The sequence below is a fragment of the Ruegeria sp. AG6 genome (assembly GCF_056541565.1).
Genome location: NZ_JBQFYQ010000008.1, coordinates 93,229 through 119,113 on the forward strand (window position 1 = coordinate 93,229; position 25,885 = coordinate 119,113).

Sequence of the window (25,885 nt, forward strand, 5' to 3'; positions counted from 1 at the left end):
GCGAATTCGACGTGCTTACATCATGCCGCCCATACCGCCCATGTCGGGCATGCCGCCGGCAGGCGCCGCGCCTTCCTTGGCCGGCTTGTCGGCAACCATTGCTTCGGTGGTGACCAGCAGGCCAGCAACCGATGCAGCGTCTTCCAGAGCAGTCCGAACCACTTTGGCCGGGTCAATCACACCGAACGAGAACATGTCGCCATATTCTTCGGTCTGCGCGTTGAAGCCGAATGCTGCGTCCGACGATTCGCGGACCTTGCCGGCTACAACCGCGCCGTCGACACCTGCGTTCTCGGCGATCTGACGCAGCGGCGCTTCGATTGCCTTGCGAACGATGTTGATACCTGCGTCCTGATCGGCGTTTGCACCTTTCAGAGCTTCCAGTGCTTTACCGGCCTGGACCAGAGCAACACCACCGCCCACAACAACGCCTTCCTGAACGGCAGCGCGTGTTGCGTTCAGAGCATCGTCCACACGGTCTTTACGCTCTTTCACTTCAACTTCGGTCATGCCGCCGACGCGGATAACAGCAACACCGCCTGCCAGTTTGGCAACGCGCTCTTGCAGTTTCTCGCGGTCGTAGTCGCTGGTGGTTTCTTCGATCTGGGTGCGGATCTGAGCAACACGTGCTTCGATCTCGGCTTTCTCGCCAGCACCGTCGACGATGGTGGTTTCGTCTTTGGTGATTTCGATTTTCTTGGCGGTGCCCAGCATGTCCATGGTCACGGACTCGAGCTTCATGCCCAGATCTTCGCTGATAACCTGACCGCCGGTCAGGATTGCGATATCCTGCAACATGGCCTTACGGCGATCGCCGAAGCCAGGTGCTTTGACAGCAGCAATTTTCAGGCCGCCGCGCAGTTTGTTGACAACCAGAGTTGCCAGCGCTTCGCCTTCAACATCCTCGGCAATGATCAGCAGCGGTTTCTGCGACTGGATCACTTGCTCCAGCAGCGGAACCATCGGCTGCAGCGAGGACAGTTTCTTTTCGTGCAGCAGGATCATGCAGTCGTCGAGTTCTGCGATCATCTTGTCTGCGTTGGTGACGAAGTAAGGCGACAGGTAGCCGCGGTCGAACTGCATACCTTCGACAACGTCGGTCTCGGTTTCCAGACCTTTGTTTTCTTCGACGGTGATAACGCCTTCGTTGCCAACCTTCTGCATCGCGTCTGCGATTTGCTGGCCGATTTCCGCTTCGCCGTTGGCCGAGATTGTGCCAACCTGAGCGACTTCTGCCGAGTCTTTTACTTCGCGCGAAGCAGCTTTAATGCCTTCAACAACCTTGGCAGTTGCCAGGTCGATGCCGCGCTTCAGGTCCATCGGGTTCAGGCCAGCTGCAACCTGCTTCAGGCCTTCTTTTACGATCGCCTGTGCCAGAACGGTTGCGGTGGTGGTGCCGTCGCCGGCTTCGTCATTGGTGCGGCTGGCGACTTCTTTCACCATCTGCGCGCCCATGTTTTCGAACTTGTCTTCCAGTTCGATTTCCTTGGCAACCGAAACACCGTCTTTGGTGATGCGCGGCGCGCCGAAGGATTTGTCCAGAACCACGTTGCGGCCTTTGGGGCCCAGGGTCACTTTAACCGCGTCGGCCAGGATGTTCACACCCTTCAGCATACGGTTGCGGGCATCGGTGTCGAATTTGACGTCCTTTGCAGCCATGTCGTTTCTCCTTGAGAAATTGATTTGAAATGAAGATCAGAGAAAGCGCGCGCTTACTCGATGATCCCCATGATGTCGCTTTCTTTCATCATCAGCAGCTCTTCGCCGTTGACCTGAACCTCGGTGCCCGACCATTTGCCGAACAGGATCTTGTCGCCAGCCTTGACAGCCATTGCGATCAGTTCGCCGCTGTCCTTGCGCGCACCTTCGCCGGTTGCGACGACTTCGCCTTCGCTTGGCTTTTCTTTTGCGCTGTCAGGAATGATCAGGCCGCCTGCGGTTTTCTCTTCGCTCTCTACGCGGCGAACCAGCACACGGTCATGAAGCGGTTTCAATGCCATCTTTGTAGCTCCTTGGGCTCAAAGTTTATCTATCCTCCCCCCGCCTTTCGACGAGGCGTTAGCACTCGGGGTGTGTGAGTGATAACGACGCATAGCTAGGGAGTCTAAAAGTCCGAGTCAACAATTTGTGAGAGATTTTTTTGCAACTTGGATCAGTCAGCCTGTTCCCAGCTATAGGCCCAATGCTTCAACCCTTCTGCGCCCTCTGACGTAAGCCCATAGATGCCCTTTTCAACCTTCTCGAACCACCCGTAGTGGTTTTCCCGCATCAGCCGGGTCGCGACCGGGACCGCGACCGATCTGGCGACGTCCGCCCCCTTGGACGGGCCATTCTCGGCCAGATAGGCCGCACATTTCAGCGCATCCTGCCGATACGCCGTCACGATACCATGGCGCGTCGCGCCCCCAGCGTTCGGGTCGCCTTGCAGCCGGTCGAATTCGCGCAGCAACCGTGCGGCCCTGGCTTTGTTCTTTCGGGGCGCGTAGGGGCCGGGATCGCACTGAACCTCGACCGTACCATCAGCCCGCACGGTGATCAGGCCCAAGCCGAGCCTACGACACAGTGCCAGATTATCTTTCAGCGCCCGCCGGGCCGTTCGGCCGGTGGGTTTGCAGACGGCAACATAGACCAGATCGGTGAGTTTCAGCCGGGTGATCGCCTGATGAAACAGGGACAGCGTGAACCGCAGTTTCAGTTCGACGATCACCGGCGCATCCCCATCGCGCACTGCCACGATGTCGGCTGCGCCGACTTCACCCTTGACGGTGTATCCCTGACGCTCCAGCAGCGCCTTGACCGGGGGATAGAGATCCTGCTCGCGGTTCATGTGGCCATGCTACGCAGATTGCCAGGGAATACCAGACGGGCGGCTTGAACATCGGCAGGTGGCGTGGCTAAGTCTGGGTTCAACTTCTTGACACCATTCAGGCTGGCCCCATGCGTTTGCTCACGTTTCTTGCGTTCCTTCTGTTTCCGATCTCGGCTCAGGCCGCGTGCGAGGGGGTGGACCTGCGGCCACAACTGCCCGAGGAAACCCGGACAAAATTGCAAAGTGCAGTGGGCCAGATCGCTTATCCCGAAGGCAATCACTGGATTGCACGCAAGGGCGACACGGTTTTGCACATCATCGGCACGTTGCACAGTTACGATCCGCGCATGGAAGACGTGATTGACCGCCTGTCGCCCGAACTCAGCAAAGCGGACGCCTTTTATTTCGAAGTCACTCAGCACGACATGGACGCCTTCGAAAAGACGATGGCCAACGACCTGAGTGCGGTAATGATTACCTCGGGCCCTACGTTGATCGATCTGATGGAGGAAGACGACTGGGATGCGCTGTCCGCAGCCCTGGCCCAGCGCGGCATCCCCGGCTGGATGGCTGCGAAGATGCGTCCGTGGTTCCTGACCATGATGCTGAGCATTCCGCCCTGCATGATCGAGGACCCGAATTCAACTTATGGAATGGACGCCCGCCTGAACGATCTGGCCGTTGAAAAAGGTATCCCGCAGCACTCGCTGGAACGAATCGAAGACCTTATGGCCATGTTCGACAGTTATCCGCTTGAGAAACAGGTCGAGTCGCTTGTGCGCCTGTCCGGGGCGATGCTGGGCAATGCAGACCAGTTGGCCACCATGGCCAACGCGTATCTGGAAGAAAAGCACGCCGAGATCATACAGCTTGCCCGCCTACAGGGGCTTGAGCAGTCGGGCCTGAGCCCCGAAGCCTTCGATGCGGAATGGGAGGATTTCGAGCAGCAATTGCTGGTGCAGCGAAATGCCAACTGGATGGCGCAGATTCTGGACATCAGGGATCAGACGGTTGTGATTGCGGTCGGCGCGGGACACCTGAGCGATGATTACGGCCTGCTGAATCAGCTGGAAGAAGCTGGATACGTTCTGACACGCGCCGAGTTCTGAACGGACCCAGTGGTTTTCAGACCAAGCGTCGCAGACAGTGCTCAGCGGCGTGACAACGGCCTTTAGCCGCCCTATAAGGCGCGCAAATTTCCATTCCGCAGGACACTGACATGACGACGCTAGTATTTGGCCACAAATCCCCCGACACAGATTCCACAGGCTCGCCGATCCTGTGGTCGTGGTACCTGAACGAGGTCAAGGGTGAGCAGACCGAACCCGTACTGCTGGGTGAACCCAACACCGAAGCAACATTCATGCTGGAAAACTGGGACCTGCCCAAGCCGCGGATCCTTGAGGACCTGCCCGCGGAAACGCCGGTGGTTATCGTCGACACCAACAACCCCGCCGAACTGCCGGCCAACATCAACGACGCGGACATCCGCGCCATCATCGACCATCACAAGCTGGTCGGTGGCCTGGAAACCAAAGGCCCGATCGACATCACAGTGCGCCCCCTGGCCTGCACCGCCACCATCATGGTTGATCTGATGGGCGAAGATGCGGCCAAGATGCCCGACGCCATCAAGGGCGCCGCGCTTACCTGCATTCTGTCGGATACTCTGGAATTCCGCTCACCCACCACCACGGCGCATGACCGCGAGGTTGCAGAACGTCTGGCGGCCGAGCTCGAGCTGGACATTTCGGCATATGCGGCAGACATGTTCGCGGCGAAATCGGATGTCTCGTCCTTTTCGGACGCCGAGTTGATCCGCATGGACAGTAAAGAATACGAGGTCGACGGCACCAAATTCCGGGTCTCGGTTCTGGAAACCACCGCCCCCGGTGTCGTTCTGGACCGCAAGGCCAGCCTGGCGGACTCGATGGTGGCCGTTGCCAAGGAAGACGGCGTCGAGCAGGTGCTGCTGTTCGTGGTTGATATCCTGAACGAAGAGGCCACGCTGCTGGTCCCCAATGATCTGGTCAAAACCGTGGCCGAGAAAAGCTTTGGCGCAACCGTGGACGGCGACGCCGTAGTTCTGCCCGGTATCATGAGCCGTAAAAAGCAGATCATTCCGAACCTGAAGGTCTGATCCTCAAGCGACCCAAATATGAAGGCGTCCAATTCGGGCGCCTTTTTTCTTTGCTGACAGCCATTTGCGGAGGCGTTGCCGGTTGTTAGTCTGACCGGGGGTCAAAAGCCTATCCCAGGTCAGGTAAATGCAATGGTCGTACGAAAACTGAGCACCACCCGCAGCATCCTTCTTTTTGAAGGTACCGACAAGGCGGCGTATTGGCGACGTTTTGCAATGTTGCTGACGCTGTCGGTCGTGATTGCCACCATGGGTTTGCTGCGCAACTCAGGCGCTGTCGTGATCGCGGCCATGCTTGTGGCGCCGCTGATGACCCCGATCCTCGGGGTGGCCGCCGCGATGGTCATGGGATGGTTGAAACGCGCGGTGACGCTGGCGCTTACGGTTTTCCTGGCTGCCATTGTCTGCGTGATGATGGCATGGTTTCTGGTCTATGTCGCAGATGTTCCCCGTGGCATTTTGATCCCCGACCAGGTCCTGGCGCGCACCGATCCCGGCACCGAAGACCTGATCGTCGCGCTCGCTGCCGGTGTGGCCGGGGCCTATGTTCAGATCAACAAGTCCGAATTGAGCCTTCTACCCGGCGCGGCCATCGGTGTTTCGCTTGTTCCCCCGCTGTCGGCCTCGGGCATTCTTTTATATTTTGACGAACCCGCCGAGGCCTATGAGGCAGGGCTGCTTTTCGCAACGAACCTTGGCGCGATCATTCTGTCAGCCTGCGCGGTTTATCTTGTCTATGCCGCGCGCTCCGTGGTTTTCAGCAAGGGAAAGCGCAAACTGAACTTTACCGCCAGCGTCTTTGTCGCGATCGCGTTTCTGGTCGTCGTCGTCCTGCAGCTTGGGAAGTCCACCTACAACCGTTATCTGGAAACGCGGACCGAGGCGCAACTGGCCGAGTCCATTCGTGCATGGGCCGATCCGGTTTCCGTGGAAATCATCCGCATCGACGTCAACGCTCAGCGCAAGCGGGCCGAGGTTTGGCTGATCGTCGATCTGCCGGCCGAAGCGCAGTTCAAGGTTTCTTCCATTGCCGGTTTGCTGCCACCCAAGCTGCGTGAGACCCCTCTGGTCGGGGTGTTGGAGGAGGAACTAGGACCCGGATACTTGGCCATTATCCGGTATCAGCCGCGTATCGGGGCCCAGATCATCCTGGGAACGGAAAACGTTCAGCAGGCCCCGGATGTCACGAAAATTACCGAAGACGAGTAGCAGATTCACCCATTCCTTGGCGCAAACGGGAATGCGGGATGGTGTTCGGGCCCAAGCTTTGCCATAGCTGTCGCCAGCGCGATATCAGACCCAGAGGCACCCATGACCCAGATCGTTTCCTCGCTTTCCGAGATCTCGGACCGTTACAAGGCATTGTTCGTCGACCTTTGGGGCTGTGTTCACAACGGCATCACGGCCTACCCCGAGGCGGTCGAAGCGCTGAAGGCCTATCGCGCCAAGGGTGGACTGGTGGTCTTGGTCACGAACTCTCCCAAACCTCGCGCCGGGGTGGCAGAGCAGCTCGTGCAATTCAACGTCCCTGCCGACGCGTATGACACCATCGCCACCAGCGGGGATTCCGCGCGATCTGCGATGTTCCGGGGTGCTGTGGGGCACAAGGTTTACTTCATGGGCGAGTGGCAGCGCGATGCGGGCTTTTTCGAACCGCTGAAACTGTTGGATCACCCCATCCATATCGAGCGTGTGCCGCTGAAGGAAGCCGAGGGTATTGTCTGCTGCGGTCCGTTCGACCCGATGGCCGACCCGGATGTGAACCGGCCGGATTTCCTGTACGCCAAGCAGATGGGGATGAAACTGCTTTGTGCGAACCCTGATATTGTCGTGGACCGCGGCGAGGTGCGCGAATGGTGCGCCGGTGCTTTGGCCAGGCTGTACACCGAAATGGGCGGCGAGAGCCTGTATTTCGGCAAACCGCATCCCCCGATCTATGATCTGGCCCGCCGCAGGTTGCAGGAACTGGGGCACGACATCCCCGACAGCGACATTCTGGTGATCGGCGACGGCCCCCACACGGACATTCTGGGCGGCATGGGAGAGGGCATTGATTCTCTGTTCATCTCGGGCGGATTGGCCGCGGCAGAAACAAAAACGTCGCATCATCCGCACCACGAATCTCTAACCGCCTATATTGAAATGGAAAAGATCAATCCAACCTACACGATCGGGCGCTTGAGGTAATAAGAAAAGACTTGATTTTCTGCAACTGCGAAGTAATAAAGTTGCCAACCTTGGCCAAATGATGGTTTTTTCTTTCACGGCCGATTTCGAGTGAGGGCAACATGTTGGACAATCTTCCGCGCGGAACGATCTGTATCGAAGACATCGAAATGGGCATGTCCCGCCACCTGCGCAAAGTGGTGACGGATGAAGATATCGAAATGTTCGCGCAGGTCTCGACCGACCGGAATCCGGTGCATCTGGACGACGACTATGCCCGCGATACGATCTTCGAAGGCCGTATTGCCCACGGAATGCTGACGGCGGGTCTGATCTCGGCCGTGATTGGTGAACAACTGCCGGGTCATGGCACCGTTTACATGGGTCAGTCACTGAAGTTCCTGGCACCTGTGCGTCCGGGTGACATGGTCTATGCCGAGGTGAAAGTGATCGACATCGATTTTGCCAAGCGCCGCGTCAAGCTGGACTGCCATTGTTCGGTCGAGGGCAAGAAGGTCCTGATCGGCGAAGCGATGGTGCTTGCCCCGTCGCGCAAGTTCGACTGACTGGCAAACACAGTCTCGCAAAAGGCGCCGGACCGGCGCCTTTATTGTTTGGGCACTCAAATGCACACAAGGTCGTCAGGAAGAACGGGTTCGTTTTCGCCCTTTCAGCGCACCTGATTCCAGAATGATTTCCGACACCACGTGTTCACGCCTGTAGGCCATCACGTGAACCCCGGAAACACCGGCGATGTCCCGGATCTGCTGGATCAGTTCGATACAGATCTTCTTGCCCTCTTCCGCGGGCTTTTCGGCCTTTTCCATCCGCTCGATGACATGATCCGGGATGTGAATTCCGGGCACATTGCTGCGCATCCAGCGTGCCGCGCGTGCCGAAGCGATTGGGCCGACACCCGCGATGATGAATACTTTTTCGTCCAGACCGGCATCCCGAACCCGGTCCATGAACCTTTCAAAGAGCGGAATGTCGTAGATATAGTTGGTCTGAATAAACTCGGCCCCCGCCTCGACCTTCTTTGCAAGACGTTCCGGGCGCCAGTCATAGGGCGGTATACAGGGGTTTTCCGCTGCACCCAAAAACAGTTGAGGGGGGCGCGTGATCTTGCGGCCGGAAAGAAACTTTCCCTGATCGCGCATCGTTCGGATCGTCCGCAGCAAGGTCAGGGAATCAAAGTCAAACACAGGTTTTGCGCCCGGTTGATCCCCAACCCCGACACCGTCGCCCGTCAGGCACAGCACGTTGCTGACGCCCAGCGCAGCAGCCCCCAGAACATCCCCCTGAATGGCGATCCGGTTCCGGTCTCGGCAGGAAATCTGATAGACCGGAGAATACCCTGCGCGGGTCAACAACGCACAGATCCCTATCGAAGACATGTGGCAGTTGGCACCAGACGCATCAGTTGCATTGATCGCATCCGCCACTTCGCCCAGCGGCTGTGCCGCCTGAAACACATCCTCGGGGTCAGCACTGTCTGGCGGGTTAAGTTCAGCAGTCACCGCAAAGCGACCCGAACGCAGAACTCTTTCCAATCGACTGTGCGAGACATAGCCTTCGGGAACAGGCACATAGCCGATCGGCTCGACCTCGCTGCGATGGGCATCATTCATTTCTTCAGCTCCCGGTTCACCGCGTTGGGGGGTTCTGCAGCCAGAGGTGCCGCAGAGGGTTCGTTTTCACGCGCCTCCGGGAACGCCTGCGCAAGCGTTTCGCGGGCAGCGTCCCGGGCCTCGCGTTCCCGTGCGGCGATCTCGCGGCTGACCCGCAGCCAGGATGATGATCCCTTCAACGTGTGTTCCACGGGCGGAAGAACCTCTTTTATCTTGTTGCCCCCGTGTTGCATGCGGCTGGCGCCGTCCCAGGCCAAAGCCCAGACGCATTTCATATCGGGCTTCACCTCGCAGAACTCACCGGGACGTACACCGCCGCACGGGCCGTTGCGCAGTTGCTTGGGGCAGTTCATCGGGCAAGACATACCCGTCGAAGACAAAACGCATTGTCCGCACATCTTGCAATCAAACAAAAGACTTTTGACGCCTTTTTCGACCAGCGCAATGGGGCGTTCAACGCGGTTGTAGCCGATCTTTGCAAAGACCGGATCCATCGCGACCATGCCCCGTTCGACACATTTGTAAATCCACTCGAACGCACGGGCGTTGCGAATCGCGAACAGTCGCAATCGATACATGGGTCTGCCTCCTGTGCTGGGTTCATTTGAACCTGGCCGGGCCATCGTCCGCCGCCCAGCGTGGTCCGAGGGCCGGAAACCCAGTCTACACCCAGTATTTTTTTTGGATCAAGCAGTTGACCAAATGTTGTACAGCATTCCAGGGATGCCCCGTGTGCAATCATGTCCGGCAAATGGTTTTGGTGTGTTTCGCCAGGACCGGTGCCTTGAATTCAAACTGCCGCTTGAACAAATCGCAACGCAACGCTACGCAATCGCCTATGCACATCATCCGGGATTTCCAGTTTGTCGAGCCAGAAGATCGCGGCGCCAGCGTTGCGATCGGGAATTTTGATGGCGTTCATGTGGGGCACCAGTCGGTGATCGAACTGGCCCGCGACGCGGCCCCGGATGCGCCACTGGGGGTCATGACCTTCGAGCCGCATCCGCGTGAATACTTTGCGCCGGACTCTCCTCCGTTCCGCCTGATGCGCGGCAATGCGCGGGCGCATCGGCTTGAGAAACTGGGTGTGAAGAAACTGTATGAACTGCCGTTCAACGCGGCGCTGGCCGGGCTTTCCCCCGATGAATTCGCGCGCAACGTGATTTGTGACGGGCTGGGCCTGTCCCATGTCGTGGTCGGGGCCGATTTCTGTTTTGGCAAGGGCCGCAGCGGGACGGCTGACGATCTGGTTCGGTTCGGGCAAGAGATGGGATTTGGCGTGACGATCGCCCCTTTGATGCAGCGGTCGGAAAACGTGGTCTCGTCAACCGCCATCCGAACCGCGTTGAGCGAGGGTCGCCCAAAGGATGCCGCCGCGATGCTGGGCCATTGGCACAGGATCGAAGGCGAGGTGATCGGGGGCGAGCAGCGCGGGAGGGAGCTGGGTTTCCCAACCGCGAACATGTCCATCGAAGGGCTCCACCCGCCCAAGTTCGGTGTCTACGCCGTATTGGTCGACGTGCTGGATGGCCCGCATCAGGGCAGTTATAACGGCGCGGCCTCGGTTGGGGTCCGCCCGATGTTCCATGGCGAAGTGCCAAATATCGAAACCTTCCTGTTCGACTTTTCCGGCGACCTGTACGGGGCGACCTTGTCGGTGGGGCTGATCGAATTCCTGCGCCCTGAAATGACATTTGACGGGCTGGATGGTCTGATCGCGCAGATGAATGCCGATTGTGAACAGGCCCGGGGCATTCTGGCCGCCCTATGAGCGCCGATCCGATTGAACGCACCGGCCTGCCCGCCCGGTTCTGGGAACGCAAACCGCTGCGCAAGATGAACCAGCGCGAGTGGGAGGCCCTGTGTGACGGCTGCGGCAAGTGCTGCCTCAACAAGCTGGAAGATGAAGACTCGGGCGAAGTTGCCCTGACCTGCGTCGCCTGCCGCCTGCTGGACGATGAAAGCTGCCGCTGCACGCAATACGACATCCGGCATCAATTCGTCCCTGAATGCATCGTCATGACGCCCGACAATATCGACGAACACGCCTATTGGTTGCCGCAAACCTGCGCCTATCGGCTGCTGTGGGAGGGCAAACCGCTTTACGACTGGCACCCATTGTTGTCTGGTACGCCGGAAACCGTGCACGCCGCAGGCGTGTCGGTCCGAGGGCGCACGGTGTCCGAGTTCGAAACCCCCATGGAAGAGTGGGAAGACTACATTATCGAGGAGCCTAGCTGATGTATTTCGCATCTGACAATTCCGGGCCGGTTCACCCGCAGGTCATGGCCAAACTGGCCGAGGCCAATCAGGGCTATCAGATGGCCTATGGCGCCGACACGATGATGAACGAGGTGCGTGACCGCATTCGCAGCATCTTTGAAGCTCCGGGGGCGGCCGTCTATCTGGTGGCGACGGGGACAGCGGCAAATTCTCTGGCTCTTGCCACATTGTCCAACCCTTGGGAAACGATCTTCTGCTCTCCGGTTGCCCATATTCACGAAGACGAGTGCAACGCGCCCGAGTTTTACACCGGGGCCAAGCTGACCCTTGTTCCCGGCGGTGACAAGATGGCGCCGGACGCGCTGCGCGGGTCCATCTTGGGCGAAGAAACCCGTGGTGTTCACGGGCCGCAGCGCGGGCCGGTGTCGATCACCCAGGTCACCGAGCGCGGATCGGTCTATTCGCTGGAGGAGTTGCAGGCGCTGTGCGGGGTCGCAAAGGAATATGGCTTGCCCGTCCATCTGGATGGGGCCCGGTTCAGCAATGCCCTGGTGGCCCTGAATTGCTCTCCGGCTGACATGACATGGAAAGCCGGGGTGGATGCAGTCAGCTTCGGTGGTACCAAAAACGGCCTGATGGGCGTCGAGGCCGTGGTGTTCTTTGACGAGAGCAAGGCCTGGGAATTCGAGCTGCGGCGCAAACGCGGGGCGCATCTGTTTTCCAAGCATCGCTACCTGTCCGCTCAGATGGCGGCCTATCTTGATGATGATCTGTGGCTGAAGCTGGCGCGTCAGGCCAATGCAAACTGTGCCCGGCTGGCCGATGGCTTGCGTGCAAAAGGGGCCGAGTTCCTGCACGAACCGCAGGCCAATATGGTCTTTGCCGCTTTTTCACGCGCGAAGCACAAACAGCTGCATGAGGCCGGGGCAATCTACCACCTTTGGGGGGCCGAGCTGGAAGGTGACGATGACGATGAAAGCCTTGCGTGCAGACTGGTCTGCGACTGGTCGATCGGAACAGCCGAGATCGATCAGTTTCTCAGCCTGTTGTAACACCCGCCCCGTGGCCAGCTTTCCAGAACTCCTGAAGCAGCACGGCGGTTTCAAGGGGGTGCGAAATGGGCAGCATATGCCCCGCACCTTGAACGACTTCATGGCGTGCGTTCGGCAGACGACGCTGCAATCCTTTACAGATTGCGGGGATCGTCGGGTGGGTCTTTGATCCGCTCAGCAACAGGGTTGGCATCGATACGCGCTTGCATCTGTCGGGGTCAAGCAACCCTTCCCGGTCATCGTACAGAACGGGATAAGACGCGGGAACAACATGAATCCCACGTACCATGCTGGCGCGCGTCCGCTCTGGCAGGTCATGCCATTTGGGGCTGATGCCAGAGCTCCACATCCGGTTGAACAACCGCGCGGCCAGCGCTTCGTCGCCTGCTTGGAACGCTGCTTCAATCGGCTGGGACTCTCGCAGGTGCTGATCGTAGAAACCGGGCGCGTCCTGTTTTGCCACCGCAAAGAACACAGGCTCAATCAGGGTCAAACTTCGAATACGGTCCGGGTGCTCGATGGCCAGTCTGAGCGCAACGATCGCCCCAAAGGAATGGCCGACCAGATCCGTGGGCTCGGTCAATTCGACCGCCGCCAGCTCTGTCACAGCGTCAAAGAAATCGCTTTGACCGTCCCAATCCGGACTGCGCCCATGAGACAGCATGTCCGGTGCAACAAGACACACGCTGCCATCCAATGCCTTGGCCAGGCCGGACCACGCGCCGGAATGTGCAATGGTGCAATGAAGGGCAAGCAAATTGCGCCCTCCGTCACCCAATCGTCTCACGAAACCGGATTGCATCGCCGTCGGGGCTGTCATCCATCGATCTCGGACAGATGCCGATCCAGATCATCCAGGCGATCCTGCCCCCAGAAGCGTTGACCATCCGGCGTGATGTAGAACGGCGCGCCGAACACGCCGCGATCCACGGCTTCTTCCAGATTGGCGGCATAGGTTTCGGCCCCGACCAGCAGACCGCTGTTGGCCAGTTCCGGGTCAAACCCGGCATTTGCCAGGCAGTCCCGGATCACATCATCCTGAGCGACGTCCTTTTCTTCGGCCCAGCAGGCGCGCAGTATCAACTGGCACAACTTGCCCACGTCGCCCGAACCATCCTTGATCGCGGCGATGATCGCATAGGAGGACGGCGCCATGTTGGTCGGCCAGTGCGCCGGTTGCAGGTTGAACTCCATCCCCAGATTCTTCGATTGGCGCAGCAACTCTTGAGCGCGGTATTCGATGCGCGATACATGACGGTCTTTCGGCGGCGTGCCCCCGGTACGTGCGAACAGGGCCATGATGTCCAGCGGCTTGTAGTTAATCGTTGCGTCGTGTTTCGCCGCAATCTCTTCCAGCCGGTTCCCCGCAAGATAGCTGTAGGGCGAAATTGTCGCAAAAAAGTAGTCAATCCGGGTCATGTTCACTTTCTCCGCTGCGTTACCTTTGCGGGACGGTAAGGCCATGCTAAGCGGTGTCAACATCACGAATCTGTCACATTGCCATTGCTGCCCGGGGACCTCAGCCGATGCCGACACTTCACGAACCCAAGCTTATCGCTGGGAACGCCAACCTTCCACTTGCCAAAACCATCGCCCGTCGCATGAGCCTGTATCGCGGTGTCGACCAGGGATTGGTCGATGCACGCGTCGAACGGTTCAACGATGGCGAGATCTTCGTCGAAGTGTTCGAGAACGTACGCGGCGAGGATATGTTCATTATCCAGCCGACCTCGAACCCGGCCAACGACAACCTGATGGAGCTGCTGATCATCGCCGACGCACTGCGCCGCTCGTCGGCGCAACGGATCACGGCCGTGATCCCCTATTTCGGCTATGCCCGCCAGGATCGCCGCACCAAGGCCCGCACGCCCATCAGCGCCAAGCTGGTGGCCAATATGCTGACCGGCGCAGGGATCGAGCGGATTCTGACGATGGATCTTCATGCCGCGCAGATTCAGGGGTTTTTCGATATGCCCGTCGACAATCTGTACGCCTCGCCGATCTTTGCGCTGGATGTCAAAAACCAGTTCAAGGACAATCTGGATGAGATCATGGTGGTTTCACCCGACGTGGGCGGCGTGGCGCGCGCGCGTGAACTGGCCAAGCGCATCAATGCCCCTTTGTCGATCGTTGACAAGCGGCGTGAGAAAGCAGGCGAAGTCGCTGAAATGACCGTTATCGGAGATGTGAAGGACAAGATCTGCCTGATCGTCGACGATATGTGTGACACCGCCGGAACACTTTGCAAGGCCGCGCAGGTCCTGTTGGACAATGGTGCCAAGGAAGTTCACTCCTACATCACGCATGGTGTCATGAGCGGCCCCGCGGTCGAGCGGGTGACGAACTCGGTCATGAAGTCGCTGGTGCTGACCGACACGATCCAGCCGACCAAAGAGATTTTGAAGGCAAAGAACATCCGCATCGTTCCGACTGCGCCGATCTTCACCCAGGCGATCCTGAATATCTGGAACGGAACCAGTGTGTCTTCGCTGTTCGAAGACAAGACGCTGACCCCGATCTACGAATCCATGTATCAGATGGATTGAGCAACAGGGGCGACTGAACATGTCGCCCCCTGATATCTGAAATACCGATTGCGCGGATATCTGACCATGGGGCGCGATCGGCGACACAAGTGGAATCACCTCCATGACTGCCAACAAACGTATTGTTCTTTCCAGCGATCACGCGGCGATCGAGCTGCGCCAGTCCGTGGCCAACCACATCGCACAGCAAGGTTGGGACGTGGTTGATATCGGCCCGACAACCCCGGAAAGCACCCATTACCCCAAGCACGGCAAGGCCGCAGCGCAGGCCGTTGCCTCGGGCGATTGCAGCTTGGGTATCGTCCTCTGCGGCACTGGGCAGGGTATCATGATGGCTGCGAACAAAGTGCCCGGCATTCGCTGTGGCGTTTGTTCCGACGCATTCTCGGCCCGCATGATCCGCCAGCACAACAACGCCAACATGCTGTCGATTGGCGCGCGGGTTGTCGGTGAGGGTCTGGCGCTGGACATCGTTGACGCGTTTCTGAATGCCGAATTCGAAGGCGGCCGCCACGCCACACGCGTGGACATGATCGAAGCGCAGGACGACTGAACCCAATCAGTCGTTCAAACGCCTGAAAACATGGCGAACCCGGATCAGGAAATATTCCAGTCGTCCGGGTGTGCCACCTCTCCTATCGCGGTCCAGCTTGCCCGGATGCGGGCAATCCGAGTGTCGGACCAGGTCCGGAATACTGCGTCAAAACCCTCGGCAGTGATATGTTCGGCCTGAACCTCTGCGCGCAGCGCCGAGGACGTGTCGACATCCCACAGCGAGATCCCGATCTGCACCATAGGCGGGGTCCGAAATGCTTCTTTGAACCGAATGTTTGCGCGGCGTTCACGCGGCCCCTGCCCGGTCCACATATCGCCGCCTTCGGCAAACTCCGAGAACAGGACATTTTCACCCTGCTCAATTCCAATGGGATGGGTTAGAAACTTTTTCATCTTATCATCATTATTCTTGAATTCCCGCAACTTACCCCGGCATTTCGGCAAAAGCACGACAAAAAAACGGCCCCGCAATTGCGAGGCCGCTCAAATTTTTCACTAGTGGGCCCGTTACAGGCTCATATGCGTTCCAAGCGCTTCCATGTCGGCCAGCAGCTTGGCTGCATCGTCGACAATGGTCTGTTCGCCGTTTTCCTTCGCCACCTCGTGCGAGGCGCGTGCCTCGGCGATCAGCTCGTCCAGATGCGCGCGGGTTACTTCCGCCACCGGGATGGCCTTTTCGGCCAGAACTGACAGGCTGTCGCCGTTGATCTGGGCAAACCCGCCGGTGACCAGGTATTCGCTGGACCCTTCGGGTGCCTCGACCTTGAGCAGACCGGGGCGCAGCGTGGTGATGGTGGGGGCATGATCGGGCATCGCCGTCATGTCCCCGTCCGCGCCGGGAATCTGAACCGCGCTCGCCTGAAGCGAAGCAAGGCTCCGCTCGGGGCTGACGAGGTCGAATTGCATCGTGTTTGCCATCAGGGATACTCCTTAGGCGGCTTCTGCGGCCATCTTCTCCGCTTTGGCGATCACTTCGTCGATGCCGCCAACCATCAGGAAGGCCGCTTCGGGCAGGTGATCGTATTCGCCGGCCACAACGGCCTTGAACGACGCGATGGTCACATCCAGAGGAACCTGAACGCCCGGCGAACCGGTAAAGACTTCGGCCACGTCGAACGGCTGCGACAGGAAGCGCTCGATCTTACGGGCACGTGCCACGGTCAGTTTGTCCTCTTCCGACAGTTCGTCCATGCCGAGGATGGCGATGATGTCCTGCAGCGACTTGTAGCGCTGGAGGATCTGCTGAACGTCGGTCGCAACCTTGTAGTGCTCTTCACCAACGATGGCCGGGTCGAGCAGACGCGAGGTCGAGTCGAGCGGGTCAACCGCAGGGTAGATACCCTTTTCCGAGATCGCACGGTTGAGAACGGTGGTCGCGTCCAAGTGAGCGAACGAGGTTGCCGGCGCAGGGTCGGTAAGGTCGTCCGCGGGCACGTAGATCGCCTGAACCGAGGTGATCGATCCCGACTTGGTCGAGGTGATGCGTTCCTGCAAGGCGCCCATGTCGGTGGCCAGCGTCGGCTGGTAGCCCACCGCCGAAGGAATACGACCCAGCAGAGCCGACACCTCGGAACCCGCCTGCGTGAAGCGGAAGATGTTGTCGACGAAGAACAGAACGTCGGTACCGGACTGGTCGCGGAACTGTTCCGCCAGGGTCAGACCGGTCAGAGCGACACGTGCACGCGCACCCGGAGGCTCGTTCATCTGACCATAAACCAGGGCCACTTGGCTTTCCGACAGGTTGTCGGGTTTGATGACGTTCGATTCGATCATCTCGTGGTACAGGTCGTTGCCTTCACGGGTCCGTTCACCAACACCCGCGAACACCGAGAAGCCCGAGTGCACTTTTGCGATGTTGTTGATCAGTTCCATGATCAGAACGGTTTTACCAACGCCGGCACCGCCGAACAGGCCGATCTTGCCGCCTTTGGCGTAAGGGGCCAGCAGGTCAACGACCTTGATGCCGGTCACCAGAATTTCCGACTCGGTCGACTGTTCGTCGAACTCGGGCGCGGGCTGGTGGATGGCGCGGGTTTCGGTGGCTTCGACCGGGCCCTTTTCGTCGATCGGTTCGCCAACCACGTTCAGGATGCGGCCCAGGGTGGCGTTGCCGACCGGAACCGAGATCGGTGCGCCGGTGTCGGTCACGGCCTCACCGCGGACCAGACCTTCGGTCGCGTCCATCGCGATGGTGCGGACAGTGTTTTCACCCAGGTGCTGAGCAACTTCCAACACCAGGCGCTTGCCGTTGTTGGTGGTTTCCAGCGCGTTCAGAATTTCAGGCAGCTGATCTTCGAAGTGCACGTCGACGACGGCCCCGATGATCTGTGTGACTTTGCCTTTTGCATTCGCCATGTTTCGTCTCCGGTTTTCTTACAGCGCTTCGGCGCCGGAAATAATTTCAATCAGCTCGTTGGTGATCACGGCCTGACGCGAGCGGTTGAACTGGATCGTCAGTTTGTCGATCATCTCACCCGCGTTGCGTGTCGCGTTGTCCATCGCGGACATCCGTGCACCCTGTTCAGACGCTCCGTTTTCGAGCAGAGCCGAGAAGATCGCGGTCGCAACCCCCTTGGGCAGCAGGTCGGCCAGAATGGCTTCTTCGCTGGGCTCGTAGTCGAAGATGGCACCGCTGTCGTCACCCGCCGCTTCGTCCTCGAACGAGGCAGGGATGATTTGCTGTGCCGTCGGGATCTGGGTCACGACGTTGACGAACTTCGAGTAGAAGATCGTGGCCACGTCGAACTCTCCCCCGTCGAAACGAGACAGGATGTCCTTCGCGATGTCCTGCGCGTTGGCATAGCCAAGACGCTTGACCTCGCTCAGGTCGATATGTCCAACGAACAGATCGCCAAAATCACGCTTCAGCGCGTCGCGGCCCTTCTTGCCGACAGTCAAAACCTTGACTGTCTTGCCTTTCAGGCGCAGCTCTTCCGCTTTGACACGGGCCAGCTTGGCGATGTTCGAGTTGAAGCCGCCGCAGAGGCCGCGTTCAGCTGTCATGACAACCAGCAGATGGACATCATCGCTGCCCGTACCACGGAGCAGCTTGGGGGCGCTGTCGCTGCCCCCGACCGAAGCCGCCAGCCCTGCCATCACGGCGTTGAACCGTTCGGCATATGGACGCGAGGCTTCGGCAGATTCCTGGGCGCGGCGCAGTTTTGCAGCCGCGACCATCTGCATGGCCTTGGTGATCTTGCGGGTCGATTTGACCGACTCGATCCTGTTTTTAAGGTCCTTAAGATTTGGCATATGCCCGCCTCTCCCTTAAGCGAAGGTTGCGGCGTATTCGTCCAGCGCAGCCTTGATCTTGTCGGAAGCGTCACCCTTGATCTTGGGGTCTTCGTCCGTGATCCACTGAAGCAGATCCGCGTGCTTGCCACGCAGGTGTGCCAGCAGGCCAGCTTCGTAACGGCCAACGTCGGACACATCGATCTTGTCGAGGTAACCGTTGGTCCCTGCGAAGATGACGCAGACGATTTCAGCGTTGGTCAGCGGCGAGTACTGCGGCTGTTTCATCAGTTCGGTCAGACGCGCACCACGGTTCAGCAGCTGCTGGGTTGCGGCGTCGAGGTCGGAACCGAACTGCGCAAAGGCCGCCATTTCGCGGTACTGAGCCAGTTCCAGCTTAACCGGACCGGCAACCGACTTCATCGAGTTGGTCTGAGCCGAAGAGCCCACACGTGAAACCGACAGACCGGTGTTCACGGCAGGACGGATGCCCTGGTAGAACAGTTCGGTTTCCAGGAAGATCTGGCCGTCGGTGATCGAGATCACGTTGGTCGGAATAAACGCCGAAACGTCACCACCCTGAGTTTCGATAACCGGCAGAGCGGTCAGCGAACCCGCGCCGAAGTCTTCGTTCAGCTTCGCCGAACGTTCCAGCAGACGGGAGTGGAGGTAGAAAACGTCGCCAGGATAGGCTTCACGTCCGGGCGGACGACGCAGCAGCAGCGACATCTGACGATAAGACACAGCCTGTTTCGACAGGTCATCATAGATGATCAGCGCATGGCGGCCGTTGTCGCGGAAGTATTCAGCCATCGCAGTTGCGGCGTAGGGTGCCAGGAACTGCATCGGTGCCGGGTCCGAAGCGGTTGCGGCCACAACGATCGAGTATTCAATCGCACCGGACTCTTCCAGTTTCTTCACCAGCTGCGCAACGGTCGAACGCTTTTGACCGATCGCTACGTAAACGCAGTACAGTTTCTTCGACTCGTCGTCGCCTGCTGCGTCGTTGTAGGTTTTCTGGTTCAGGATGGCGTCCAGAGCAACGGCGGTTTTGCCGGTCTGACGGTCACCAATGATCAGCTCACGCTGGCCACGGCCGATCGGGATCATCGCGTCAACCGATTTCAGGCCGGTTGCCATCGGCTCGTGAACCGATTTACGCGGGATGATGCCGGGCGCTTTTACGTCTGCAACGCCACGCTTGGTTGCGTTGATCGGGCCTTTGCCGTCCAGCGGGTTGCCCAGACCGTCCACAACGCGGCCCAGCAGCTCGTCACCGATCGGAACGTCCACGATCGAGTTGGTACGCTTGACGGTGTCACCTTCTTTGATGTCACGGTCGGAACCGAAGATAACGACACCGACATTGTCGCTTTCCAGGTTCAGCGCCATGCCCATGATGCCGCCGGGGAATTCGACCATCTCACCGGCTTGCACATTGTCCAGACCGTATACACGGGCAATCCCGTCACCGACGCTCAGCACGCGACCGATCTCGGCCACTTCGGCTTCCTGACCAAAATTCTTGATCTGGTCCTTCAGGATTGCAGAAATCTCTGCAGCTTGGATTCCCATTTATCCGACCTCTTTCATTGCATTCTGTAGGGAGTTCAGCTTCGAACGGATCGAACTGTCGATCATTTTCGAGCCCACTTTAACGACAAGACCGCCGATGAGGCTTTCATCCACGGTCGCATTGATAGTTACGGTCTTGCCCACACGCTCGGACAGCGTCTTGGACAGTTTTTCCATTTGCGTCTTGGTCAGCGCCTTGGCCGAGGCGACATCCGCGGTCACTTCGCCACGCTCATCAGCCAGCATGTCGCGCAGAACCTTCAGCAGTTGCGGCACGACGAACAGGCGACGCTTCTGCGCCATCAGACCCAGCGTGTTGCGCAGGATGGCGTTCAGACCCATCTTGTCTGCGATCGCAGTGATCGCGCCTTCCTGTTCAGCGCGGGAAACCAGCGGCGATGCGATCAGGTCGCGCAGCTCTGCACTGTCGTCCAGCGCGGCTGCCAGATCATTGATGCCGGATTCCAGACCTGCAAGGTCGTTGTTCTCTTTTGCGATCTCGAAGACCGCGGTGGCATAGCGCTCGGCGATGCCAGTGGAAATCGAAGCTGGTTCGGACACGTCCACCCTTCCGATATTTTGGGCCCCGAATTCGCGTGCGGCAGCTACCCCGGGGGCGTGAAGAAACCCCGGCCAAACGGTCGGGGATCAAAATCACCGGGGATGTAGCAGAGCCGAACCAACCAAGCAATACGCTATAGCGGTAACGGATTTATCCACAAATTGTTATTTTTCATTAACTTACGGCAAGTGCGACGGTTTGAACACATTGGCCCAGTTGAAAAATGTTACGAATATGCAGGTTTTTGCGATTCCTGTGACTTTTTTTCCTCAATTTTTCGCGTGGAATTGCCCGGGGTCTCAGGCGGGCTTCAGCAAGCCGTCCAGCGCTTTGATCGGTCTTTTGACCGCGTCTTTGGTCACGCTGCCGCTTGGCGGGCGGATATGTTTGCTGACTTCCACCATCAGCACCCCACCCGCCATCACCGTCGGAATCCGCTGGCCGGTCTTTTCGATCAGGTTGCCGGATTTCAACCAGAATCGCCGGAACGACGGAGGCATATACAAGGCCGAGCAATGCACCTCGGGCAGGAAGTGATGCGCCTTAAGCTGGTTTTCCAGCTGAGTTGCAGAGTACGGGCGCCCGAACCCGAACGGGGTCTTGTCCGACCGTGACCACAGACCCGCCCGGTTTGGAACGATGAAGACGGCCCGGCCACCGGGGCCCAGCACGCGCCAACATTCGTCAAGCAACTGGTTTGGCCGTTCCGACGTTTCCAGCCCATGCATCACCACAAGCTTGTCCACGTGGCCGGTCTCTATCGGCCAGAGGGTTTCTTCGGTCAGGACCGAAACGTTGGGCATGCCTGCCGGCCATGGCATCACGCCCTGTGGTCCCGGCATCAACCCGATGACCCGGCGCGCATCCGACAGGTAAGGGCGCAGCAAAGGCACCGCGAAACCGAATCCCGCCACTGTCTGGCCTTTTGCTTCGGGCCAAAGCTCGATCAGACGCCCGCGAATAGCCGCCTGCGCCGCACGCCCCAACGTGCTGCGGTAATAGAAGTTCCTCAGATCCTGTACATCAAGATGCATTGCGGACATCCGGTCAATCGGCTTAGCTGGGCGCAGTCTAGCAATGAAAGGGCAAAAGGCCATGCCTCTTGAAATCGTTACAATCCCGTGCCTGAGCGACAATTACGCCTTTCTGGCGCATGACGCCGTCACTGGCCAGACCGCCCTGATCGACGCGCCCGAGACCGCACCGGTCCTGAAGGCGTTGGATGACCGGGGGTGGACGCTGTCATATGTGCTGTTGACCCATCATCACTGGGATCACGTGGACGGGCTGGTGGGAATATTGGCCAAACAGCCGGCAAAGGTCATCGGGGCCGCCGCTGACGCAAATCGCCTGCCGCCGCTGGATCAGCAGGTCAAAGAGGGCGACAGTTTCGAGATCGGCGGCGAACCGGTTCAGGTTCTGGACGTTTCCGGGCACACGGATGGCCATATCGCATTCTACATGCCGAAGAGTTCCGCGGTGTTCACCGCCGACAGCCTGATGGCGCTGGGTTGTGGGCGCCTGTTCGAGGGCACACCCGCGCAAATGTGGGCCTCTTTGAACAAGCTGGCCGCCCTGCCGGACGACACTTTGGTCTGTTCAGGGCACGAATACACACAATCCAACGCCAAATTCGCGATTACAGTCGATCCCGAAAACCAAGCCTTGAAAGATCGCATTGCGGATATCGACCGCGCGCGTGCGGCCGGGAAAGCCACTGTTCCTTCGACTCTGGCCCTTGAAAAGGCCACAAATCCGTTCCTGAGGGCCGCCGATCCGGCGATTCAGGCGAAATTGGGTATGGTGGGCGCTGACCCCGAGGCCGTTTTTGCCGAAATTCGGGCTAGAAAAGACCGGTTCTGATGCCTATTTGCTCCTCTTCAGGGCCACGGTCACAACAAATGTGACTGTCAAGTGAAAGAAAACCCTTGAAGCCGGGCCACGATCAACCAAACTCTAATAGTATGAGGACATGGTTGGGATGGGGTTCCGGCCAAGAAACCGCCCCCTTCTGACCCAAGACAGAGGAGCACCCGCGTGCCTTCATTCTCGAGCACACTGGAACAAGCCATACACGCGGCCCTGGCGGCTGCGAATGAACGGCGCCATGAATTCGCAACGCTGGAGCATTTGCTGCTGGCCCTTCTGGAAGAACCCGATGCCGTGCGCGTCATGAAAGCGTGCAGTGTCGATCTGGACGAGCTGCGCAGCACTTTGGTGGAGTTCATCGACGAGGATCTTTCGAATCTGGTCACGGATATCGACGGATCCGAAGCCGTACCCACCGCAGCGTTCCAGCGCGTCATTCAGCGCGCCGCGATCCACGTTCAAAGCTCGGGCCGGACCGAAGTGACCGGCGCCAACGTTCTGGTTGCCATATTCGCCGAACGCGAAAGCAATGCCGCCTATTTCCTGCAAGAGCAGGACATGACCCGTTACGACGCGGTCAATTTCATCGCGCATGGCGTCGCCAAGGATCCTGCCTATGGCGAAAGCCGCTCGGTATCCGGTGCGGATCAGGTGGAAGAAGACGCCCAGACCACATCCGGCGAAGCCGAACAGAAAGAAAGCGCGCTGGGAAAATACTGCGTGGATCTGAACGCCAAGGCTCGAGCTGGCGATGTCGATCCGCTGATCGGACGCTCGGATGAGGTGGAACGCTGCATCCAGGTGCTGTGCCGCCGCCGCAAGAACAACCCGCTGCTGGTGGGGGATCCAGGTGTGGGCAAGACCGCCATCGCAGAAGGCCTTGCGCACAAGATCGTCGGTGGCGAGGCCCCCGATGTGCTGGCCAATACCACGATCTATTCCTTGGACATGGGCGCGCTGCTGGCCGGAACCCGCTATCGCGGTGATTTCGAAGAACGTCTGAAAGCGGTTGTGACCGAACTGGAGGATCACCCGGACGCGGTGTTGTTCATCGACGAAATCCATACCGTGATCGGTGCCGGGGCGACCTCGGGTGGGGCTATGGATGCCTCGAACCTGCTGAAGCCTGCGCTTCAGGGCGGCAAACTGCGCACCATGGGCTCGACCACCTACAAAGAGTTCCGTCAGCACTTCGAGAAGGACCGTGCGCTGAGCCGCCGGTTCCAGAAGATCGACGTGAACGAGCCTTCGGTAGAAGACAGCGTAAAGATCTTGCGCGGGCTGAAGCCTTATTTCGAAGAGCATCATGACATCAAATACACCGCCGATGCGATCAAGACGGCGGTCGAACTGTCGGCGCGTTACATCAACGACCGCAAGCTGCCCGACAAGGCCATCGATGTGATCGACGAGGCCGGCGCGGCGCAGCATCTGGTCGCGGAAAGCAAGCGGCGCAAGACCATTGGCGTCAAAGAGATCGAGGCGGTTGTCGCCAAGATCGCGCGCATTCCGCCCAAGAACGTCACCAAGGATGATGCGTTGGTGCTGAAAGACCTCGAAGCATCGCTGAAACGGGTGGTGTTTGGTCAGGATCTGGCAATCGAGGCGCTGTCCAGCGCGATCAAACTGGCCCGCGCCGGTCTGCGCGAACCTGAAAAACCCATCGGCAACTATCTGTTTGCCGGTCCGACGGGGGTTGGCAAGACCGAGGTGGCGAAACAGCTTGCAGATACCCTGGGTGTGGAACTGCTGCGTTTCGACATGTCGGAATACATGGAGAAACATGCCGTCAGCCGCCTGATCGGTGCCCCTCCGGGCTATGTCGGGTTTGATCAGGGTGGTTTGCTGACCGACGGTGTTGACCAGCATCCGCACTGCGTGTTGCTGCTGGATGAGATCGAAAAGGCCCACCCGGACGTGTTCAACATCCTGCTGCAGGTGATGGACCATGGCGAGTTGACCGATCACAACGGCCGCACGGTGAATTTCCGCAACGTGGTGCTGATCATGACCTCGAACGCGGGCGCGCAGGAACAGGCCAAAGCCGCCATCGGCTTCGGTCGCGATCGGCGCGAAGGCGAAGACACGGCCGCGATCGAGCGTATGTTCACACCGGAATTCCGCAACCGTCTGGATGCCGTGATCTCCTTCGCACCGCTGCCGAAAGAGGTCATTTTGCAGGTGGTCGAGAAATTCGTCCTACAGCTTGAGGCACAACTGCTGGATCGTGGCGTGACCATCGACCTGACCCCAAAAGCTGCCGAGTGGCTGGCCGACAAGGGATATGACGACAAGATGGGTGCACGCCCGCTGGGTCGCGTGATTCAGGAGCACATTAAGAAGCCGCTGGCCGAAGAGCTGTTGTTCGGCAAGCTGGCCAAGGGCGGCGTGGTTCGTGTCTCGGTCAAGAAGGGCGAACTGGATCTTGAAATTCTTGGCCCGGACCAACGGCGCATTTCAGGAGACAAACCACCTCTGTTGACGGCAGACTGACCAAAATACAGACAACTCCTTCAAAGCCCGGCGATCCCCATCGCCGGGCTTTTTCTCTGCTGACAGCATAAAGTGCGACGGAAAAAGACTTCTGCCGCGTGTCATCTTCAATGATGAACGCAAGACAGGGATCGACACGTGAGCAAAATTTCAATTCTCTGGGGCGCCGCCTTTGCCCTATCCACCGTTGCCGCTGTGGCAACTGCACAGCACAGGTTTCGCTATCACGACGAAACGACCGCAGAAACGCTGAGGTTGGTACCAGCAACCGAAAACCCCGGGAAAAGCAGCGCCTCGGTGAAAGAAAAAGGCGGAAAAATCAAAGTGACGGGCAACGGCATTCCTGATCATCTGGTTGGCCGGTTTCCAAACCAAGGCAATCCGCACCAGATCGAACAGCAGAAGGTCAAGTTGAAATTGCCTGCAAATCCAACGACCAAAGGTGCAATCACGCCGCTGCAAATGGGGTGGAACTTTGGCGTGTCACTCAACGGGGTTGTGTTCGACCCGCTGGCGGCCGAGTTTTGGCATGGCGACCCCAGGTCCGGGTGGTCCTACAATGCTCTGGGTGGCGCTGTTTCCTTGGGATTGGACGCCAATTATGCGCATGTACAGCCGAACGGAAAGTATCACTATCACGGTGTACCGACGGGGTTGGTCAAGCTGCTGGGATGGTCACCGTCCGAGCATTCACCCTTGATCGGCTATGCCGCAGATGGTTTCCCGATATATGCCGTCACTGGCGTCGTAGGGGGCAAAGTGACCGAAATGACGTCGTCCTATCGTCTGAAACCCGGCAACCGGCCGGGTGGCGCTGCGCCGGGCGGGCGGCATGACGGCACCTTCAACGAGGACTACGTTTTTGTTCAGGGTCACGGCAATTTGGACCAATGCAACGGCGTCTTCACCGTTTCAGCAGAATACCCTTCAGGAACCTATGCGTATTTTCTGACCGAGGATTACCCCGTGGTACCCCGCTGCTTCATGGGCACTCCGGATCAAAGCTTTCGCTTTGGCAGACGGTAATCGGTTT

27 protein-coding genes are annotated in these 25,885 nt (G+C 58.8%); 13 read left to right on the forward strand and 14 right to left on the reverse strand.

All coding sequences use genetic code 11. The features are described from left to right. Window positions 1-15: 15 nt before the first annotated feature. The 3 genes from groL to ACR0I0_RS15735 all read right to left on the reverse strand — a co-directional run bounded on the left by groL (window position 16) and on the right by ACR0I0_RS15735 (window position 2,827). Window positions 16-1,659, reverse strand: coding sequence for a chaperonin GroEL (gene groL, locus ACR0I0_RS15725; protein ID WP_171634470.1), 1,644 nt, complete (start codon window positions 1,657-1,659; stop codon window positions 16-18). A 53-nt stretch (window positions 1,660-1,712) separates the two neighbouring features. Continuing rightward, a complete protein-coding gene (groES, locus tag ACR0I0_RS15730; RefSeq protein ID WP_010441779.1) occupies window positions 1,713-2,000 on the reverse strand; it encodes a co-chaperone GroES in 288 nt (95 codons plus the stop codon). A 152-nt stretch (window positions 2,001-2,152) separates the two neighbouring features. Next, on the reverse strand, window positions 2,153-2,827 hold the full coding sequence (locus ACR0I0_RS15735) for a DUF2161 domain-containing phosphodiesterase (RefSeq protein ID WP_171118784.1): 675 nt from the start codon (window positions 2,825-2,827) through the stop codon (window positions 2,153-2,155). 110 nt (window positions 2,828-2,937) lie between these two features. Between ACR0I0_RS15735 and ACR0I0_RS15740 the strand changes: the two genes are divergently transcribed. The 5 genes from ACR0I0_RS15740 to ACR0I0_RS15760 all read left to right on the forward strand — a co-directional run bounded on the left by ACR0I0_RS15740 (window position 2,938) and on the right by ACR0I0_RS15760 (window position 7,681). After that, entirely contained in the window at window positions 2,938-3,918 is a 981-nt protein-coding gene (locus ACR0I0_RS15740; protein ID WP_480485586.1) for a TraB/GumN family protein, read from the forward strand. Between the two features lie 110 nt (window positions 3,919-4,028). Then, the gene (locus tag ACR0I0_RS15745) at window positions 4,029-4,949 is read left to right on the forward strand and encodes a manganese-dependent inorganic pyrophosphatase (protein WP_171634476.1); all 921 of its coding nucleotides are present in this window, start codon (window positions 4,029-4,031) and stop codon (window positions 4,947-4,949) included. 132 nt (window positions 4,950-5,081) lie between these two features. Then, complete coding sequence (locus tag ACR0I0_RS15750; protein ID WP_480492155.1) at window positions 5,082-6,158, forward strand: DUF389 domain-containing protein; 1,077 nt, start codon at window positions 5,082-5,084, stop codon at window positions 6,156-6,158. Between the two features lie 102 nt (window positions 6,159-6,260). Then, window positions 6,261-7,136 (forward strand): TIGR01459 family HAD-type hydrolase, encoded by an 876-nt coding sequence (locus ACR0I0_RS15755; protein ID WP_480492157.1) that lies wholly within the window; start codon window positions 6,261-6,263, stop codon window positions 7,134-7,136. A gap of 101 nt (window positions 7,137-7,237) precedes the next feature. Next, window positions 7,238-7,681 carry a MaoC family dehydratase gene (locus ACR0I0_RS15760; protein ID WP_117872517.1) on the forward strand — a complete coding sequence of 148 codons (444 nt, stop codon included), beginning with the start codon at window positions 7,238-7,240 and terminating at the stop codon, window positions 7,679-7,681. 75 nt (window positions 7,682-7,756) lie between these two features. Here ACR0I0_RS15760 and ACR0I0_RS15765 read toward each other — a convergent pair whose 3' ends face one another. Both ACR0I0_RS15765 and ACR0I0_RS15770 read right to left on the reverse strand, forming a co-directional pair. Next, window positions 7,757-8,746 carry a methylenetetrahydrofolate reductase gene (locus tag ACR0I0_RS15765; protein ID WP_152459000.1) on the reverse strand — a complete coding sequence of 330 codons (990 nt, stop codon included), beginning with the start codon at window positions 8,744-8,746 and terminating at the stop codon, window positions 7,757-7,759. Next, window positions 8,743-9,324, reverse strand: a complete 582-nt coding sequence (locus ACR0I0_RS15770; protein WP_171634484.1) for a methylenetetrahydrofolate reductase C-terminal domain-containing protein — start codon at window positions 9,322-9,324, stop codon at window positions 8,743-8,745. Before ACR0I0_RS15770 ends, ACR0I0_RS15765 begins: the two co-directional genes overlap by 4 nt. Before the next feature lie 260 nt (window positions 9,325-9,584). On the opposite strand from ACR0I0_RS15770, the gene ACR0I0_RS15775 reads away from it, so the two are divergent. Genes ACR0I0_RS15775 through ACR0I0_RS15785 form a run of 3 tightly spaced genes read left to right on the forward strand, consistent with a single transcriptional unit; the run spans window position 9,585 to window position 12,021 of the window. After that, on the forward strand, window positions 9,585-10,517 hold the full coding sequence (locus ACR0I0_RS15775) for a bifunctional riboflavin kinase/FAD synthetase (protein WP_209832259.1): 933 nt from the start codon (window positions 9,585-9,587) through the stop codon (window positions 10,515-10,517). Beyond that, on the forward strand, window positions 10,514-10,987 hold the full coding sequence (locus ACR0I0_RS15780) for a YcgN family cysteine cluster protein (protein WP_171206268.1): 474 nt from the start codon (window positions 10,514-10,516) through the stop codon (window positions 10,985-10,987). The genes ACR0I0_RS15775 and ACR0I0_RS15780 overlap by 4 nt, the downstream gene beginning before the upstream one ends. After that, entirely contained in the window at window positions 10,987-12,021 is a 1,035-nt protein-coding gene (locus tag ACR0I0_RS15785; protein WP_171722739.1) for a threonine aldolase family protein, read from the forward strand. The genes ACR0I0_RS15780 and ACR0I0_RS15785 overlap by 1 nt, the downstream gene beginning before the upstream one ends. Here ACR0I0_RS15785 and ACR0I0_RS15790 read toward each other — a convergent pair. Both ACR0I0_RS15790 and ACR0I0_RS15795 read right to left on the reverse strand, forming a co-directional pair. After that, window positions 12,008-12,841: an alpha/beta fold hydrolase gene (locus ACR0I0_RS15790; RefSeq protein ID WP_480492160.1), complete on the reverse strand. Its 834-nt coding sequence runs from the start codon at window positions 12,839-12,841 to the stop codon at window positions 12,008-12,010. The genes ACR0I0_RS15785 and ACR0I0_RS15790 overlap by 14 nt on opposite strands. Then, window positions 12,838-13,440 carry a 2-hydroxychromene-2-carboxylate isomerase gene (locus ACR0I0_RS15795; RefSeq protein ID WP_171722737.1) on the reverse strand — a complete coding sequence of 201 codons (603 nt, stop codon included), beginning with the start codon at window positions 13,438-13,440 and terminating at the stop codon, window positions 12,838-12,840. The genes ACR0I0_RS15790 and ACR0I0_RS15795 overlap by 4 nt, the downstream gene beginning before the upstream one ends. A gap of 107 nt (window positions 13,441-13,547) precedes the next feature. Between ACR0I0_RS15795 and ACR0I0_RS15800 the strand changes: the two genes are divergently transcribed. Together ACR0I0_RS15800 and rpiB are read left to right on the forward strand one after the other, a co-directional pair. After that, on the forward strand, window positions 13,548-14,567 hold the full coding sequence (locus tag ACR0I0_RS15800; protein WP_117872500.1) for a ribose-phosphate pyrophosphokinase: 1,020 nt from the start codon (window positions 13,548-13,550) through the stop codon (window positions 14,565-14,567). 103 nt (window positions 14,568-14,670) lie between these two features. Further along, on the forward strand, window positions 14,671-15,120 hold the full coding sequence (gene rpiB / locus ACR0I0_RS15805; protein ID WP_171634498.1) for a ribose 5-phosphate isomerase B: 450 nt from the start codon (window positions 14,671-14,673) through the stop codon (window positions 15,118-15,120). 44 nt (window positions 15,121-15,164) lie between these two features. On the opposite strand, the gene ACR0I0_RS15810 is transcribed toward rpiB, so the two are convergent. The 7 genes from ACR0I0_RS15810 to ACR0I0_RS15840 all read right to left on the reverse strand — a co-directional run bounded on the left by ACR0I0_RS15810 (window position 15,165) and on the right by ACR0I0_RS15840 (window position 21,524). Beyond that, a complete protein-coding gene (locus tag ACR0I0_RS15810; RefSeq protein ID WP_171634501.1) occupies window positions 15,165-15,515 on the reverse strand; it encodes an H-type lectin domain-containing protein in 351 nt (116 codons plus the stop codon). A gap of 114 nt (window positions 15,516-15,629) precedes the next feature. Beyond that, window positions 15,630-16,040, reverse strand: a complete 411-nt coding sequence (locus tag ACR0I0_RS15815; RefSeq protein ID WP_171168948.1) for a F0F1 ATP synthase subunit epsilon — start codon at window positions 16,038-16,040, stop codon at window positions 15,630-15,632. Window positions 16,041-16,052: 12 nt separating this feature from the next. After that, window positions 16,053-17,477: a F0F1 ATP synthase subunit beta gene (gene atpD / locus ACR0I0_RS15820; RefSeq protein ID WP_152459011.1), complete on the reverse strand. Its 1,425-nt coding sequence runs from the start codon at window positions 17,475-17,477 to the stop codon at window positions 16,053-16,055. 18 nt (window positions 17,478-17,495) lie between these two features. Next, window positions 17,496-18,374, reverse strand: a complete 879-nt coding sequence (locus ACR0I0_RS15825; RefSeq protein ID WP_152459012.1) for a F0F1 ATP synthase subunit gamma — start codon at window positions 18,372-18,374, stop codon at window positions 17,496-17,498. Window positions 18,375-18,389: 15 nt separating this feature from the next. Then, window positions 18,390-19,928, reverse strand: coding sequence for a F0F1 ATP synthase subunit alpha (gene atpA, locus ACR0I0_RS15830; RefSeq protein WP_152459013.1), 1,539 nt, complete (start codon window positions 19,926-19,928; stop codon window positions 18,390-18,392). Further along, window positions 19,929-20,489, reverse strand: a complete 561-nt coding sequence (locus tag ACR0I0_RS15835) for a F0F1 ATP synthase subunit delta (RefSeq protein WP_171722736.1) — start codon at window positions 20,487-20,489, stop codon at window positions 19,929-19,931. A 300-nt stretch (window positions 20,490-20,789) separates the two neighbouring features. Beyond that, window positions 20,790-21,524, reverse strand: a complete 735-nt coding sequence (locus tag ACR0I0_RS15840; RefSeq protein ID WP_171634510.1) for a class I SAM-dependent methyltransferase — start codon at window positions 21,522-21,524, stop codon at window positions 20,790-20,792. Window positions 21,525-21,585: 61 nt separating this feature from the next. Here ACR0I0_RS15840 and gloB point away from each other — a divergent pair, with 61 nt between their 5' ends. From gloB to ACR0I0_RS15855, 3 genes are all read left to right on the forward strand, one after another. Beyond that, entirely contained in the window at window positions 21,586-22,353 is a 768-nt protein-coding gene (gene gloB / locus ACR0I0_RS15845; RefSeq protein ID WP_210092749.1) for a hydroxyacylglutathione hydrolase, read from the forward strand. Between the two features lie 174 nt (window positions 22,354-22,527). Next, complete coding sequence (gene clpA / locus ACR0I0_RS15850) at window positions 22,528-24,852, forward strand: ATP-dependent Clp protease ATP-binding subunit ClpA (protein WP_171168952.1); 2,325 nt, start codon at window positions 22,528-22,530, stop codon at window positions 24,850-24,852. 138 nt (window positions 24,853-24,990) lie between these two features. Further along, complete coding sequence (locus tag ACR0I0_RS15855) at window positions 24,991-25,878, forward strand: YHYH protein (RefSeq protein ID WP_480492162.1); 888 nt, start codon at window positions 24,991-24,993, stop codon at window positions 25,876-25,878. The last annotated feature ends 7 nt before the right edge of the window (window positions 25,879-25,885 follow it).